The organism is Streptomyces sp. NBC_01314 (assembly GCF_041435215.1).
Classification (GTDB): Bacteria; Actinomycetota; Actinomycetes; order Streptomycetales; family Streptomycetaceae; genus Streptomyces.
Genome location: NZ_CP108394.1, coordinates 4,223,139 through 4,237,038 on the forward strand (window position 1 = coordinate 4,223,139; position 13,900 = coordinate 4,237,038).

Here is a 13,900-nt window from a genome sequence, read left to right on the forward strand (position 1 = left end):
ACGGAATCATGCTGTCAAGCCATCGCGTCGCCGCTCAGCCCTTCGCCGATGCCGCCTTGCCGCTCGCCTCCGTCGCCGTCTCCTCGACGGAGGTGTCCGCGTCCGGCGACTCCTTGAAGTCGACCTTGCCCATGTGCTTGTTCATGGACTTCATCAGGCCCCAGACGGCCAGAGCCATCACCGCGAAGACGATGAAGCCGAGGACGCCGGGGGTGACCTTGTCCTTGTCCAGCTCCTCGGCGAGGGGGACGAGGTGTGTGACTGCCAGGCTTACGCTCATGTCTGGCATTGTCCCCCAGGGCTAGCGGATGCCCGCAAAGAGGTCGTCCTCGGGGAGCGAGGTGTCCACGAGGGACTTCGCGAGCTCGTACTCCTCGGTGGGCCAGACCTCCTTCTGGATCTCCATCGGCACCCGGAACCAACCACCGTCGGGGTCGATCTGCGTGGCGTGGGCGACGAGGGCCTTGTCACGGATCTCGTAGAAGTCGGCGCAGGGCACGTGCGTGGTCAGGGTGCGGTCCTTGTGCTCGGACTCGTCCCAGCGCTTGAGCCAGTCGCCGTACGGGGACTCCATGCCGCGCGACACCAGGGCGTTGTGCAGCGCCTCGGTGCGGGGGCGGTTGAAGCCCTGGTTGTAGTACAGCTTCTGCGGCTCGTACGCCGGGCCGTACTCGGCCTCGGGGTACTTCTCGGTGTCCGTCGCGCCCTCGAAGGCCACCATCGAGATCTTGTGGGTCATGATGTGGTCGGGGTGCGGGTACCCGCCGTTCTCGTCGTAGGTGGTGATCACCTGGGGACGGAACGCGCGGATCTTCCTGACCAGCTCGCCGGCCGCCTTGTCGACGTCCTCCAGGGCGAAGCAGCCGTCGGGAAGGGGCGGGAGGGGGTCGCCCTCCGGGAGACCGGAGTCGACGAAGCCCAGCCACTCCTGCCCGACGCCGAGGATCTCGCGGGCCTCGTCCATCTCCTTCTTGCGTACTTCGTGAATGTGCTCCTCGATGTACTTGTCGCCCTGCAGTTTCGGATTGAGGATGGAGCCGCGCTCACCGCCCGTGCAGGTCACGACCAGCACGTCCACCCCCTCGAACACATACTTCGCCATGGTGGCCGCACCCTTGCTCGACTCGTCGTCGGGGTGTGCGTGCACGGCCATCAGTCGCAGCTGGTCAGTCAAGACTCATTCCCTCGTAACTCGGCGCCCGGCCTGAACTTCGGTGACTCGGCCCGGCGCGATCCGGAGAGTCCATACTGCCGTCCCGCTCGGACACCCGTGTGGGGTGGCCGTCAGGCGCTGGGCGGGGGGCTTCTATAGTGACGGCATCGGGGGGCGGGATATTCCCGGTCCAGAGCGTGGGACGCCCCCGCCGGGCGCACGCTCCCGGCGCCGCCCCCTTTCCGATTTCTGGGAGGACGACCATGAGCACGGCGAGCACGCGGCTTCCCGAGGGCCGCTACGGCCGCTCCGCGGACGAGCGCGCCGACCGCAGGCTCAAGGTCATCGGCAGCGCCCTCGGCGCGGCCCTCCTCGTCCTCATCGGCTGGTTCGCCTACCACTACGTCGCCGGTAACAAGATCAGCGTCGAGATCTACACCTTCGATACCTCGGCGAATTCCGTGAAGGTGCACCTCAGGGGCGACAAGGACGCCGGCGTCAAGGGCTACTGCACCGTGCGCTCCCAGGCCGAGTCCGGCGCCGAGGTCGGCCGCGCGGACTTCCGCTTCGCCGCCGCCACCACGGACATCGACGAGGTCTTCACCCTGAAGACGACCTCGCGCGGCACCACGGCCGAGCTCCTCGGCTGTCACGCCGGCTGAACCCCGACTCCGAGCCCCTCCTGGACCCCCCGGCTCTCCGAATCGGCGCCCTGACCTGCGTCGACGTAATGCTTGTGGTTTATGTCCTCCCCCTCCCGCCGCTGAATTGTTAGGCTCGTGGTTTCGCCCACTCGTGAAGGAACATTCTTCTGGGTAGGGCGATGCTTTGTATTCCCAGTACCTACGAGGAGCACCTGTGACCCAGACCAGCGAGAACGTCACCTGGCTGACCCAGGCGGCGTACAACCAGCTCAGGGCCGAGCTGGAGCACCTGTCTGGTCCTGCGCGCACGGAGATCGCCGCCAAGATCGCGGCCGCGCGCGAGGAGGGCGACCTGCGCGAGAACGGCGGGTACCACGCGGCCAAGGAGGAGCAGGGCAAGCAGGAGCTCCGTGTGCGCCAGCTGACCCAGCTCCTGGAGAACGCCAAGGTCGGCGAGGCGCCCGCGTCGGCGGACGGCGCCGTGGCGCCCGGCATGGTCGTGACGATCGCCTTCGACGGCGACGAGGACGACACCGTGACGTTCCTGCTCGCGTCCCGTGAGTACGCCAGCTCCGACATCGAGACCTACTCGCCGCAGTCCCCGCTCGGCTCGGGCGTGACCGGCAAGAAGGTCGGCCAGGACGCGCAGTACGAGCTGCCGAACGGCAAGTTGGCCTCGGTGAAGATCCTCAAGGCCGTGCCCTACCAGAGCTGAACGCCTGACCCTCCGCTCGGCCCATGGCCCCCGGCGCCCCTGCGGCGCCGGGGGCTCGGTCATGCCCGGGGCCGGTCGCCGCTCACGCCGACGCCGAGCGGTACTTGCGTACGGACAGGGTCCGGAATATGACGATGATGAGCACCGACCAGATCAGCGAGGCCCACACCGGGTGCTGCATGGGCCAGGCGCCCGACGGCGACACTCCCGGGTTGCCGAACAGCTCGCGGCAGGCCTGGACGGTGGCGCTGAACGGGTTCCAGTCGGCGACATGCTGCAGCCAGGGCGTCATACGGCTGGAGTCCACGAACGCGTTCGAGATGAACGTGACGGGGAAGAGCCAGATCAGCCCGCCGGAGGTCGCCGCCTCGGGGGTGCGCACCGAAAGGCCGATGAGCGCGCCGACCCAGGTGAACGCGTACCCCAGCAGGAGCAGCAGGCCGAAGGCGCCGAGCACCTCGCCCATGCTGGTGTGGGTGCGCCAGCCGACGAGCAGAGCGACCACAGCCAGGACGGCCAGGGTGAGCGCCGTCTGGACGAGGTCCGCGAGGGTCCGTCCGGTGAGCACGGCCCCGCGCGCCATGGGCAGCGAGCGGAAGCGGTCGATGAGCCCCTTGTGCATGTCGTCGGCGATGCCCGCTCCGGCGCCGGCGGTGGCGAAGGTGACGGTCTGCGCGAAGATGCCGGCCATCAAAAACTCGCGGTAGACGGCGGGATCCGTGGTGCCGCCGACATTCATGGAGCCGCCGAAGACATAGCTGAACAACACCACGAACATGACAGGCTGAATGAGCCCGAAAATTACCATTTCTGGAATTCGGGACATTCTGATCAGGTTTCTCTTGGCGACGACCAGCGAGTCCCTGATGGACTGGGTGATCGGATTGCCGGGCGGCACGACCCGCACGGCGCCTTTGACGATGCTCACTTGGCGCCCTCCTTCCCTCGGCCCCGCCCCTTGGCGTCGGCGACTTCGCCGCGCCCCTCGACCTCGGCCTCGCCCTTCGCCTCGGCGAGGTGTCCCGTCAGGGAGAGGAACACGTCGTCCAGGGTGGGACGGCGCAGGCCGATGTCGTCGATCTCGATACCGCGGGTGTCCAGCTCGCGGATGACCTCGGCGAGGAGCTTGGCTCCGCCGGTCACGGGCACGGTGAGCTGGCGGGTGTGCTCCTCGACGGTGGTCTCGCCCTTGCCGAATCCGGTCAGCACCTCGACGGCGGCCGGGATGCGCTCGCGGTCGTGCACGACCACCTCGACGCGCTCGCCGCCGGTGCGGGCCTTGAGCTGGTCGGAGGTGCCGCGGGCGATGACGCGGCCGTGGTCGACCACGGCGATGTCGTGCGCGAGGTGGTCGGCCTCTTCGAGGTACTGGGTGGTCAACAGCAGGGTCGTACCGCCGGAGACCAGTTGCTTGATCACTTCCCACAGCTGCTGGCGGTTGCGCGGATCGAGTCCGGTGGTCGGCTCGTCCATGAACATCACCGGTGGCGACACCACCAGCGCGGCCGCCAGGTCGAGCCGGCGACGCATACCGCCGGAGTACGTCTTGGCGGGCCGGTCGGCGGCGTCGGCGAGATGGAACTGCTCCAGCAGCTCGCCCGCGCGCGCCTTCGCGTCCTTGGCCCGCATCTGGTAGAGCTGGCCGACCATCTGCAGGTTCTCGCGGCCCGTCAGATACTCGTCGACCGCGGCGAACTGGCCGGAGAGGCCGACCGAGCGCCGTACGGCGTCCGGGTCCTTCAGCACGTCGATGCCGGCCACGACGGCCCTGCCGCTGTCGGGCCGCAGCAGGGTGGTGAGGCATCGGACGGTGGTCGTCTTGCCCGCGCCGTTCGGCCCGAGCAGACCCAGGACGGTGCCCTCGGGTACATCGAGGTCGACACCGTCGAGGGCTCTTACATCACCGAAGGTCTTCACCAGGCCTTCGGCATGGATGGCGCCTGGCATGTGATATCTCCACGTCTTTGGGGTTCCTTCGCAAAGCCCGGGGTTCGTACTTTTCGTTCTGCCCGGCCGGTGACGTGGGCCACATCGCCGAACGAACACGAGACACATCATAACGCGATGTATCGCGTCTCTCAATGGACTTGCCCGAACGAGTGACAGACGGTTGGCGACGGGCCGCCGACCTCAGTCGATGACGGTGTAACCCGCCTCGCGGAGGGCGTGGTTGACCTCGCCGCAGTGCGTCGGTCCCCTCGTCTCCAGGTGCAGTTCGACCTCCACCTCCGTGAGCCCGAGTCGAGGGTCGGTCCGTACATGGCTCACGTCGAGGACATTAGCGTCGACCGCTGACAACACCCCGAGAAGTGTGGCGAGAGCACCGGGGCGGTCGGTCAGGCGGAGGCATACCTGCAGGTAGCGGCCACCGGCGGCCATACCGTGCCGCAGGATGCGCTGCATCAGCAGCGGGTCGACGTTGCCGCCGGAGAGCACCGCGACGACCGGGCCCTCGAAGGACTCCGGGTCGCGCAGCAGGGCCGCGACGGGGCTGGCGCCGGCCGGTTCCACGACCAGCTTGGCCCGCTCCAGGCAGAGCAGCAGGGCGCTGGAGAGGTTGTACTCCGAGACCGTACGGACCTCGTCCACCAGTTCCGCGATGATCCCGAACGGCACGTCGCCGGGCCGCCCGACCTTGATGCCGTCGGCCATCGTCGCCGGGTTCTTCACGGCCACGGGCAGACCGGCGGCCAGCGAGGGCGGGTACGCGGCCGCGCCCTCCGCCTGGACGCCGACGACGCGCACGTCCGGCCGCAGCGACTTCACCGCGACCGCGATACCCGCCGCGAGCCCGCCGCCGCCGATGCCGACGACGATCGTGCGCACCTCGGGGCACTGTTCCAGAATCTCCAGACCCACCGTGCCCTGGCCCGCGATGACGTCAGGATGATCGAACGGGTGGATGAACACCGCGCCGGTCTCGGCCGCGTACTCCTGGGCGGCGATCAGCGTCTCGTCGACGACCGTGCCGTGCAGGCGCACCTCGGCTCCGTACTCCTCGGTCGCGCTGATCTTCGGCAGTGGGGCGCCCTTCGGCATGAAGACGGTGGAGCGCACGCCGAGCAGCGAGGAGGCGAGGGCGACGCCCTGGGCGTGATTGCCCGCGCTCGCGGCGACAACGCCGGCGGCCCGCTCCTCGGGCAGCAGACCCGCGATACGGACGTACGCGCCGCGCAGCTTGAACGAGCCCGTCCGCTGGAGGTTCTCGCACTTGAGGTGCACCGGCGCGCCGACGAGCTGCGACAGATGCCTGCTGCCCTCCATGGCGGTGACACGTGAAATGCCCGTAAGCATCTTCTGCGCGCCTCGCACGTCGTCGAGCGTCACCCGTGGAAAGGAGTCAGCCGTGCTGTAGCTCATGACCGCCAGTCTCGCAGTTCACAGGGGGCGAAGACGGGTGTGACCAAGGGGCGGGACCGTGTTTCAGCGGGGCCCGTACACCCCACGCCCGGTCCGCGTACTCTGTCCCCCAACCCAGCGCCCCACGCATGAATTGAGCCTTTGGCCATGCCCACAACACCTGAAATGTCGATGGACATGACGACCGTCGGTGACAACGGTCTTCTCGACACGCTGCAGCACGAGGTCGCGGTGTTCGCCCGCCGTGCCGAACAGACCCGGCTCGGCGGCGTCGGGCAGGTGCGCAACTCCATGGACCGTGCCGCGTACCTGCTGCTCAACCGCCTCGACAAGGAAGGCCCGATGGGCGTCAAGGCGCTCGCGGCGAGCATGGGGATCGACTCCTCGACGGTCACCCGTCAGGTGGCGCCGCTCGTGGACACCGGACTCGTCAAGCGCACCTCGCACCCGGAGGACGGCCGCGCCGTGGTGCTCCAGCTGTCGCCGCGCGGGCTGTCCCGCCTTGAGGAGGTACGTTCCTCCAGGCGCCTGCTGATGGCCGAACTCACCCAGGACTGGGCCCCCGAGGAGCGCGAGGCCTTCTGCTCGCTCCTCACCCGTTTCAACACCGCGCTCTCGACCCGCATGGCGGCGGCGCCGGAGGCACCGTCACCCTCCTGACCCTTGACCGCGCCCCTGCTCCTGGCCTCATATGAGACCGGGCCCTCGTCGTACGCGGCGGACGCTCCGCACTCGGCGGACCGATCCGTACCCGGCCGGGTCCCGTTCGCTCAGGGTCGGCCTCAGGCGGGAGGCGTGGTGCGAGATCGGCATGTGGCCCAAGGCGCCCACCGGGCCAGGGAGTTCGAGGCGTTCGTCGCGGGCGCGGCGGGGCGGCTTCTGCAGACCGCCACCCTGCTCACGGCGGAACCGCCGGACGACAACCCGCGCGCGCGACGGCTGCTGACCCATGCCCTGGCCCACACGTACGCCACCTGGGACCGGCTGCGCGGCGAGGACCCGTACGACCGGACCCGGCAGCGGCTGGCCGTCCGTTTCGCGCGCGAGGCCTGGCACCACCACGGCCTCTTCCGCCCCGCGCCCGGCGGCGCCCTGGCCGTCCTCAGCCCGCAGGAGCGGCTGATCCTCGTCCTGCGGCTCTACGAGGGGGTCGCCGAGGAGCAGGCGGCGGCGCTGCTCGGGCTGCCCGTCGAGCGCGTGACGACGATCTGTCTGCGCGCGATGGCGACGGTCCTGCATCCCCCGCGCGAGGCGGCCCCCGAGAAGGTGGCGGAGGTGGCGCCGTCATGAGTCTGCGGGACCGCGAGGCGGCCGTACGGCGGATCCTGGAGCGCAGGCCCCCGCCGGTGCCGCCCGACCTGTGCGCGGCGGCGGTGCGGCGCGGCGGGCGCATGCTGCGGCGCCGGACGGCGGCCCGGCATCTGATGTGGCTGGTGCTGGCGGCCGCCGTGGTCGCGTTCTTCGTGTGGGCGCTGATGGCCCGCCCCTGGGTGGAGCCGCCGTCTACGACGACTCCACCGATGACGGGCTGGTGAGCGCCCGGGGCCGGGTCTAGCCCAGGGCCTGCTGGAGGTCCTCCAGGAGGTCGTCGACGTTCTCGATGCCCACGGAGAGGCGTACGAGGTCGGCGGGTACCTCCAGGGCCGAGCCGGCCACCGAGGCGTGCGTCATGCGTCCCGGGTGCTCGATCAGGGACTCGACGCCGCCCAGGGACTCGCCCAGGGTGAACACCTTGGCGCGGTTGCAGACCTCGACGGCCGCCTCCTCGCCGCCGGCGACCCGGAACGACACCATGCCGCCGAACGCCTTCATCTGCTTGGCGGCGACCTCGTGCCCGGGGTGCTCCGGCAGGCCCGGGTAGAGCACGCCGGCCACGCGCGCGTGCCGGGTCAGCATGTCGGCGACCTTGGTGGCGTTCTCGCTGTGCCGGTCCATCCGGACGGCGAGCGTCTTGGTGCCGCGCAGCACCAGCCAGGAGTCGAAGGGGCCGGCGACCGCGCCCATCGCGTTCTGGTGGTAGGCCAGTTCCTCGCCCAGTTCCTGGTCGCCGACGACCAGGGCGCCGCCGACGACGTCCGAGTGGCCGCCCATGTACTTGGTGAGCGAGTGCACGACGACGTCCGCGCCGAGCGCGAGCGGCTGCTGGAGGTAGGGGGTGGCGAAGGTGTTGTCGACGACCAGCTTCGCGCCGGCCTCGCGGGCGACCTGGGCGACGGCCGGGATGTCCGTGATCCCGAGCAGCGGGTTGGAGGGGGTCTCCACCCAGATGACCTTCGTCCGGGGCGTGACGGCGGCCCGTACGGCCGTGGGGTCGCTGGTGTCGGCCACCGACCAGTCCACGCCCCAACGGGAGACGACCTTCGCGAAGAGGCGGAACGTGCCGCCGTAGGCGTCGTTGGGGATGACCACGTGGTCGCCGGGGCTGAGCAGCGTGCGCAGCAGGCAGTCTTCGGCGGCCAGTCCGGACGCGAACGCGAGGCCGCGGCGGCCGCCCTCCAGGGCTGCGAGGTTCTCTTCCAGCGCGGTGCGGGTGGGGTTGGCGCTGCGGCTGTACTCGTAACCGCCGCGCAGGCCTCCTACGCCGTCCTGCTTGTAGGTCGAGACCTGGTAGATCGGCGGGACGACCGCGCCGGTGAGGGGATCCGCGGTGTTGCCCGCGTGGATCGCGAGGGTCTCGAAGTGCTGGCTGATGTGGGTGTCGCTCATGGTTGTCGAGCCTAAATGGTCAGGAGGGTTCGGGGCGCCCTGTGGCTTCGCTGGGTGCCGGAGGCCTCATGGGGTGGGGTGCGTTGCGGGTGTGGCGGATGTGGCGGCCGCGGGTGCGTCGTGGCTGGTCGCGCCCACGTGGTGGAGCCGCACAGGTCACCATCACGCGCCTCTGCCATGGTGCGCCGGTCCGGAGTTGTCCACAGGCCACCGGCCGGGTTGGGCAATTGTCGGCCGGGTCTGGAACCCTTGTCGCATGGAGATTCTCTGGGTGCTGATGGCGCTGCTCATGGTCGGCTTCGTGGCGTGGCCGATCCTGGCGCGCCGCAGGGCCGGTATTCAGCAGGTGGAGGCGGGGCATCCGGACGCGGCGGACCCGGCGGACTACGGGTTCGTGCGGCAGGAGCTGCTGGACGTTCGGATGCCGGCGCCCGACCAGGATCTGCTGGACGTGCTGGATGTGGTGCAGCGGTCCCAGGACTACCGGGCCGCGAAGCAGCTGCTGGCCGGTACGGAGGCGGTTGGCGAGGTCCGGTGGCAGCGGGTGCAGGCGTTCGCGGGGGCGGCGGCGCTGGAGCTGGCGCAGCGGCCCGGCGGGGTGGGCGAGACGCCCGGTGGGCAGTGGCTGCGGGTGTGGCGCGCGGAGGCGCCCAAGGACGCGGGCGGCGCGGCGGTGCACGCGGAGTTCCTGGTGCAGCAGGCGTGGCGGACGTCGACGCCGGGCACGGACGATTTCCGGATCATCATGGAGGAGGCCAGATCGGCGTGCGGCGACGCGGCGCTGCTGGCCCCCGGTGACCCGATCCCGTACATCATCGAGCTGTCGGTGGCGCGCGGGCTGGCGTACTCCCGTGAGGAGTTCGAGCAGCTCTGGCTGAAGATCCTGGACCGGGCGCCGGAGCACATGGGCGCCCACCTCGCGGCCCTGCACTACTGGTGCGAGAAGTGGCACGGCTCGCGGGAGCTGGCGTACTCCTTCGCCGAGGCGGCGGCGGCCCGCGCCCCGCGGGGGTCGCTCCTCGCGGCCATGCCGCTCTTCGCGGTGTTCGAGCACCTGCCCGAGGTGAACCTGGTGCAGGGCTTCTACGAGAGCGAGGTCGTCACCAAGGCGGTCCACGGCGCCCTGTTCGCGGTGCACGCGGCGCGGCCGGACGACCCGATGCCGGCCCATGTCCGCCATCTGCTGATTTTCTTCCTGGTCCGCTCCGAGCGCTGGTCCGAGGCCATGGACCAGCTCGTGCACGCCGACGGCCACGTGGGCGCCCTCCCCTGGACCCTCACCTCCGACCCGGCCGCGGACTACGCGATCTACCGGGCCCTGGCGGTGGCGGGCTACGAGGCGAACGGCGGGAGCCCGGCGACGCTGCTGCACTGACGCGGGCCTGAAGGGGCGAAGCCCTGAGGGGGTGCGGGGCTGAGGGGGTGCGGGGCTGAGGGGGTGCGGGGCCGTGGCATATGCGGCTCCGCCGCGTGGGCGCGACCGGCCACGACGAGCCCGCAGCCGCCGCCCCCACGACACAGCCACCCAAGGCGCCCGGCCCTCCAGCAAGCCCTTGCAACCCCGCACACCCGTGCGAAATACTCCGCCCCTCACACCTTTTGGTCATGGACACGCCCCAGGCCATCCAAATTTCACCGTTCCAACCGATTTCACCGTTTGAACGATCGTTCGCGATCTTTCCCGTGGGGGGAACTCTGCCCAATGGGCGCGACCCTGCGCGCACTGCGCGCCCTCGTGCTGCTCGCCGGCTTCTATCTGCTCGGCGTGATCCTGCTGGCGGCGCTCGCCGGCACCGACTACCTGCTCTCCCTCTACGCGCCGTCCAGCCTCGCCGCCAAGCTGTACCTGGTCTCCGTACTGCTCGCGATCCCCCTGGTCCGCGGTCTGTTCATGCTGCGGACGCCGAAGGGCGAGGACCTGCCGGGCCTGCCGGTGACGGAGGCCGACGAGCCCGAACTGTGGCGCACCGTAAGGGAACTGGCCGACGCGGTCGGTACCCGGGCGCCCTCCCGGATCGTCCTGACGGCCGACGTCAACGCCGCCGTCAGCGAGGACGCCCGGCTGCTCGGCCTGCTGGCCGGCCCCCGCCACCTCTACCTCGGCGTACCGCTGCTGCAGGGCCTGACCGAGGCGCAGTTGCGCGCGGTCCTCGCCCATGAGCTGGGCCACTACTCGAACGCCGACACCCGGCTCGCCGCGATCACCGTGCGCGGCCGGGCCCAGGTGCTGCGCACCATCGGGCACTTCGAGGAACGGGCCGACAGGTCCGCCGGACGTGAGCGGGCCCGGCAGGAGAAGAAGAACGCCAGGGCCGCGGCCAAGGGGAAGAAGACCAAGGAGATCGACGCCGAGCACGCGGGCTTCACGTACCGCGTGATGGCGCGGATCTACACCGGCTACGCCAAGCTGTACATCCGCGCCACGCTCGCCGGTTCACGCCGGCAGGAGTACGCCGCCGACGCCGCGGCCGCCCGGATCGCCGGCCGCGACGCCACCGCGTCGGCGCTGCGCGAGCTACCGGCGCTGGACGCCGCGTTCGACTTCTACATGAACAGCTACGCCACGCTCGGCTCCGAGGCCCGGCTGCTGCCGCCGCGCGGTGAGTTCTTCGGGGGCTACGGGCGGTTGCTCTCCGCCCGCCAGCTCGAACTGATCGGTCTGCGCACCGAATTGGCGACCGAGCCGACGTCGCCGTACGACTCGCACCCGCCCATCGCCGACCGCGTCGAGCGGATCGAGGCGCTGCCCGCCGACGGTCGCGCGGACGAGGCCAGGGGCGCGGCGCCAGGTCTGCTGGCCGACCCGGACCGGACTCTGGCGGCACTGGAGGACGCGGTCCTCAGCGAGGATGTCCTGCGGTTCCGGCGCGCCGGCGACTGGCAGGAGCTGCTCGACGGCTCGATGGTCGCGAACTTCGCCTTGCTCGACACCGCGCTGCACCGGGCGCTCGCGATGTACACCAAGGACCACCCGTCCCTGTCCGCGCTGCTGAAGGTGATCGACGACGGTCAGCTGTGGCAGCTGGCGCGGCGGCTGCCGCTGTCGGACCAGGCGGCCGAGGCGCAGGGCCGGGCCTTCCGTGAGTTCGTGCGGCCCGCGCTGGCGGACGCGCTGCAGGGCATGGTGCTGGCCGAACTGAGCGCACACTCGCGGCTGCGCTGGGAGTTCTCCTGGGCGGAGCCGGCCGTGGTGCGGCTGCCGCCCGCGCCGGACGGCACGGAGACCGACCTCGGCGCCGCGATCGCCGCGGCGGTCGCCGACCACCCCGACACGGGCCCGCTGCGGGCTCTGCTGCCCGCGCCCCAAGGCCCCGCGAACCGAGAAACGGACGCACCGCGATGACCGTACTGCTGTGGATACTGGCCGTCCTGGCGGTACCGACCCTGCTCTTCGGCCTCTGGATGGCCTGGGTCTTCCTCAAGGAGTTCTTCTTCCCCAGCGCCGACGTCGACCCGGACGTCGCCGAGGCGATGGGGCTGCTGCCCGCGGAGCGGCAGAACAGCAGACTCCCGGGTCCGCTCCCGGCCGGCCAGGAGTCGGCGCTCGCCGCCGTACGCGGCGGCGACTGGAAGGCCGCCGCCAAGATGATGCACGACACCGGCCGGGACTGGGAGCGCCGGTCCTCGGCCGCGTATCTGCTGGCCGAGATCGCGGCCAAGGAGGACGACTGGCTGCTCGCCTGGGAGACGGACCGTCCCGACGACCCGGACGCGGCCGTCGTACGGGCCCGCAGCACCGTGATCCTGGCCTGGAACCTGCGCGGCGGGAAGAAGGCCAAGTACACGACCGGTGAGCAGTTCGTGGGCTTCCACCGGATGCTGGAACGTTCCCGCGAGGAGATCGGCCGGGCCGCGGCGCTCAACCCCGACGACCCGACGCCGTACATCACCGAGATCTGGGTCGCGCTCGGGCTCGGCTACCCGAACTCCGAGATGGACAAGCTGTGGTCGGAGATCACGGCCAGGGCTCCGCACCACTACGAGGCCCACTTCTCGGCGCTGCAGTACTGGTGTGCGAAGTGGCGGGGTTCGGAGAAGCTGGCGACGGAGTTCGCCGAGCGCGCGGCGGCGCAGGCACCGCTGGGCAGCCTGCTCACCGCGTTCCCGCTCATCGCGCACTTCGAGCACGACACGTCGGACGACAACAGCGTCGACCGTACGCCGAGGATGATCGGCCGCGTGGACGCCGGTCTCGCGGACGCCGCCGCGGCGGATCCGACCCACCCCCGCCTCCCCGAACTGCGGCACCTCCTCGCCTACTACCTCTCCCTCCAGGACCGCGACGACGCCGCGCTCGAACAGTTCAGGCTGGTCGACGGGTACGTCAACGCCCTGCCGTGGCGCTATCAGGGCGACGGCGAGGCGATGGCGGCGTACTACTGCCGCATCCGGAACTCGTCGGCGCAGGCGGTGGCGTCGGCGTCCGCCAAGGACTGAGCCGGCGGAAACGCGGGGCGGAATGCGGGCGGTACCTGGTTCCCCTGGTACCGCCCGCACGCCCCAACTGCCCGCCGCCGACTGGGGAGCTTCCTGCCCGCCTGGCGTCGCCACGGCCGGCGGCCGAGAAGCACGGTTTCAGCACTGCGGTCCCTGACTACGGTCCCCCTACCCGACTGTGGCCGGCCGTCGGCAACACCCTTCATCCACAGCGCGGCATGGCCGGTCCCGCAAGCGCGAGCAGGCCCGGCTGCGGGGCTTCAGCCAGTCAGCCTCCGCCTTCCGCCGGGCCACCTCGCGGTCAGCCCTCCGCGCGGGCGGGTAGCCGCCATCCCGGGCGCGGGAAGTGGCAGGTGTAGCCGTCCGGGTAACGCTGCAGGTAGTCCTGATGCTCGGGCTCGGCCTCCCAGAAGGGGCCGACCGGCTCCACCTCGGTGACGACTTTGCCCGGCCACAGTCCGGAGGCGTCCACGTCCGCGATCGTGTCCTCTGCGATCCGCTTCTGCTCGTCATCCACGTAGTAGATCGCGGAGCGATAGCTGAGGCCGATGTCGTTGCCTTGGCGGTTCTTGGTGCTCGGGTCGTGGATCTGGAAGAAGAACTCCAGGATCGCGCGGAAGTCGGTCCCCGCGGGGTCGAAAAGGATCTCAATGGCCTCCGCGTGCGTGCCATGGTTACGGTACGTCGCGTTCGGCACGTCCCCGCCGGTGTATCCGACCCGGGTCGCCGTCACGCCCGGGAGTCGGCGAATCAGGTCCTCCATCCCCCAGAAGCATCCACCGGCCAGCACGGCCCTCTGCGTCTGCGCAGCCATTGCAGCCCCTCCAATATCTGTCAGCTCGGTCACTCGGGCTGTTCGGCCTACACACCGCCGGCATCCCATGC

General features: G+C 70.4%; 15 protein-coding genes. 8 read left to right on the forward strand and 7 right to left on the reverse strand.

Translation table 11 applies throughout. From position 1 onward, the window contains the following. Positions 1 to 34: 34 nt before the first annotated feature. On the reverse strand, positions 35 to 280 hold the full coding sequence (locus tag OG622_RS18465) for a hypothetical protein (RefSeq protein ID WP_371577322.1): 246 nt from the start codon (positions 278 to 280) through the stop codon (positions 35 to 37). Positions 281 to 301: 21 nt separating this feature from the next. Further along, the gene (gene mca, locus OG622_RS18470) at positions 302 to 1,153 is read right to left on the reverse strand and encodes a mycothiol conjugate amidase Mca (RefSeq protein ID WP_371584134.1); all 852 of its coding nucleotides are present in this window, start codon (positions 1,151 to 1,153) and stop codon (positions 302 to 304) included. Positions 1,154 to 1,416: 263 nt separating this feature from the next. Here mca and OG622_RS18475 point away from each other — a divergent pair, with 263 nt between their 5' ends. Both OG622_RS18475 and greA read left to right on the forward strand, forming a co-directional pair. After that, on the forward strand, positions 1,417 to 1,815 hold the full coding sequence (locus OG622_RS18475; protein ID WP_371577323.1) for a DUF4307 domain-containing protein: 399 nt from the start codon (positions 1,417 to 1,419) through the stop codon (positions 1,813 to 1,815). A 196-nt stretch (positions 1,816 to 2,011) separates the two neighbouring features. Beyond that, positions 2,012 to 2,512, forward strand: a complete 501-nt coding sequence (gene greA, locus OG622_RS18480; RefSeq protein ID WP_371577324.1) for a transcription elongation factor GreA — start codon at positions 2,012 to 2,014, stop codon at positions 2,510 to 2,512. Between the two features lie 82 nt (positions 2,513 to 2,594). On the opposite strand, the gene OG622_RS18485 is transcribed toward greA, so the two are convergent. From OG622_RS18485 to ilvA, 3 genes are all read right to left on the reverse strand, one after another. After that, on the reverse strand, positions 2,595 to 3,440 hold the full coding sequence (locus OG622_RS18485) for an ABC transporter permease (protein ID WP_371577326.1): 846 nt from the start codon (positions 3,438 to 3,440) through the stop codon (positions 2,595 to 2,597). Continuing rightward, positions 3,437 to 4,459, reverse strand: a complete 1,023-nt coding sequence (locus tag OG622_RS18490; RefSeq protein ID WP_371577327.1) for an ATP-binding cassette domain-containing protein — start codon at positions 4,457 to 4,459, stop codon at positions 3,437 to 3,439. The genes OG622_RS18485 and OG622_RS18490 overlap by 4 nt, the downstream gene beginning before the upstream one ends. A 183-nt stretch (positions 4,460 to 4,642) precedes the next feature. Further along, entirely contained in the window at positions 4,643 to 5,872 is a 1,230-nt protein-coding gene (gene ilvA / locus OG622_RS18495; protein ID WP_371577329.1) for a threonine ammonia-lyase, read from the reverse strand. A gap of 165 nt (positions 5,873 to 6,037) precedes the next feature. Between ilvA and OG622_RS18500 the strand changes: the two genes are divergently transcribed. The 3 genes from OG622_RS18500 (at position 6,038) to OG622_RS18510 (ending at position 7,407) form a co-directional block, all read left to right on the forward strand. Further along, a complete protein-coding gene (locus OG622_RS18500) occupies positions 6,038 to 6,532 on the forward strand; it encodes a MarR family winged helix-turn-helix transcriptional regulator (protein WP_371584135.1) in 495 nt (164 codons plus the stop codon). A 138-nt stretch (positions 6,533 to 6,670) separates the two neighbouring features. After that, entirely contained in the window at positions 6,671 to 7,162 is a 492-nt protein-coding gene (locus tag OG622_RS18505; protein ID WP_371577331.1) for a sigma factor-like helix-turn-helix DNA-binding protein, read from the forward strand. Then, a complete protein-coding gene (locus OG622_RS18510) occupies positions 7,159 to 7,407 on the forward strand; it encodes a hypothetical protein (protein ID WP_371577332.1) in 249 nt (82 codons plus the stop codon). Before OG622_RS18505 ends, OG622_RS18510 begins: the two co-directional genes overlap by 4 nt. 16 nt (positions 7,408 to 7,423) lie before the next feature. Here OG622_RS18510 and OG622_RS18515 read toward each other — a convergent pair whose 3' ends face one another. Beyond that, a complete protein-coding gene (locus OG622_RS18515) occupies positions 7,424 to 8,578 on the reverse strand; it encodes a cystathionine gamma-synthase (RefSeq protein ID WP_371577334.1) in 1,155 nt (384 codons plus the stop codon). Between the two features lie 256 nt (positions 8,579 to 8,834). Between OG622_RS18515 and OG622_RS18520 the strand changes: the two genes are divergently transcribed. The 3 genes from OG622_RS18520 to OG622_RS18530 all read left to right on the forward strand — a co-directional run bounded on the left by OG622_RS18520 (position 8,835) and on the right by OG622_RS18530 (position 13,015). Continuing rightward, positions 8,835 to 9,953, forward strand: coding sequence for a hypothetical protein (locus tag OG622_RS18520; RefSeq protein WP_371577335.1), 1,119 nt, complete (start codon positions 8,835 to 8,837; stop codon positions 9,951 to 9,953). A 327-nt stretch (positions 9,954 to 10,280) separates the two neighbouring features. Further along, on the forward strand, positions 10,281 to 11,921 hold the full coding sequence (locus OG622_RS18525; protein ID WP_371577337.1) for a M48 family metallopeptidase: 1,641 nt from the start codon (positions 10,281 to 10,283) through the stop codon (positions 11,919 to 11,921). Continuing rightward, entirely contained in the window at positions 11,918 to 13,015 is a 1,098-nt protein-coding gene (locus tag OG622_RS18530; RefSeq protein WP_371577338.1) for a hypothetical protein, read from the forward strand. The genes OG622_RS18525 and OG622_RS18530 overlap by 4 nt, the downstream gene beginning before the upstream one ends. A gap of 301 nt (positions 13,016 to 13,316) precedes the next feature. Here OG622_RS18530 and msrA read toward each other — a convergent pair whose 3' ends face one another. Beyond that, positions 13,317 to 13,829 (reverse strand): peptide-methionine (S)-S-oxide reductase MsrA, encoded by a 513-nt coding sequence (msrA, locus tag OG622_RS18535; RefSeq protein WP_319763471.1) that lies wholly within the window; start codon positions 13,827 to 13,829, stop codon positions 13,317 to 13,319. Between the last annotated feature and the right edge of the window lie 71 nt (positions 13,830 to 13,900).

Excerpts from the sequence above, each read along its gene's own strand:
- OG622_RS18465 (WP_371577322.1), bottom strand. The coding sequence starts at position 280 with ATGAGCGTAAGCCTGGCAGTCACACACCTCGTCCCCCTCGCCGAGGAG.
- mca (WP_371584134.1), bottom strand. The coding sequence starts at position 1,153 with ATGGCCGTGCACGCACACCCCGACGACGAGTCGAGCAAGGGTGCGGCC.
- OG622_RS18475 (WP_371577323.1), top strand. The coding sequence starts at position 1,417 with ATGAGCACGGCGAGCACGCGGCTTCCCGAGGGCCGCTACGGCCGCTCC.
- OG622_RS18490 (WP_371577327.1), bottom strand. The coding sequence starts at position 4,459 with ATGCCAGGCGCCATCCATGCCGAAGGCCTGGTGAAGACCTTCGGTGAT.
- ilvA (WP_371577329.1), bottom strand. The coding sequence starts at position 5,872 with ATGAGCTACAGCACGGCTGACTCCTTTCCACGGGTGACGCTCGACGAC.
- OG622_RS18500 (WP_371584135.1), top strand. The coding sequence starts at position 6,038 with ATGTCGATGGACATGACGACCGTCGGTGACAACGGTCTTCTCGACACG.
- OG622_RS18510 (WP_371577332.1), top strand. The coding sequence starts at position 7,159 with ATGAGTCTGCGGGACCGCGAGGCGGCCGTACGGCGGATCCTGGAGCGC.
- OG622_RS18515 (WP_371577334.1), bottom strand. The coding sequence starts at position 8,578 with ATGAGCGACACCCACATCAGCCAGCACTTCGAGACCCTCGCGATCCAC.
- OG622_RS18520 (WP_371577335.1), top strand. The coding sequence starts at position 8,835 with ATGGAGATTCTCTGGGTGCTGATGGCGCTGCTCATGGTCGGCTTCGTG.
- OG622_RS18525 (WP_371577337.1), top strand. The coding sequence starts at position 10,281 with ATGGGCGCGACCCTGCGCGCACTGCGCGCCCTCGTGCTGCTCGCCGGC.
- OG622_RS18530 (WP_371577338.1), top strand. The coding sequence starts at position 11,918 with ATGACCGTACTGCTGTGGATACTGGCCGTCCTGGCGGTACCGACCCTG.
- msrA (WP_319763471.1), bottom strand. The coding sequence starts at position 13,829 with ATGGCTGCGCAGACGCAGAGGGCCGTGCTGGCCGGTGGATGCTTCTGG.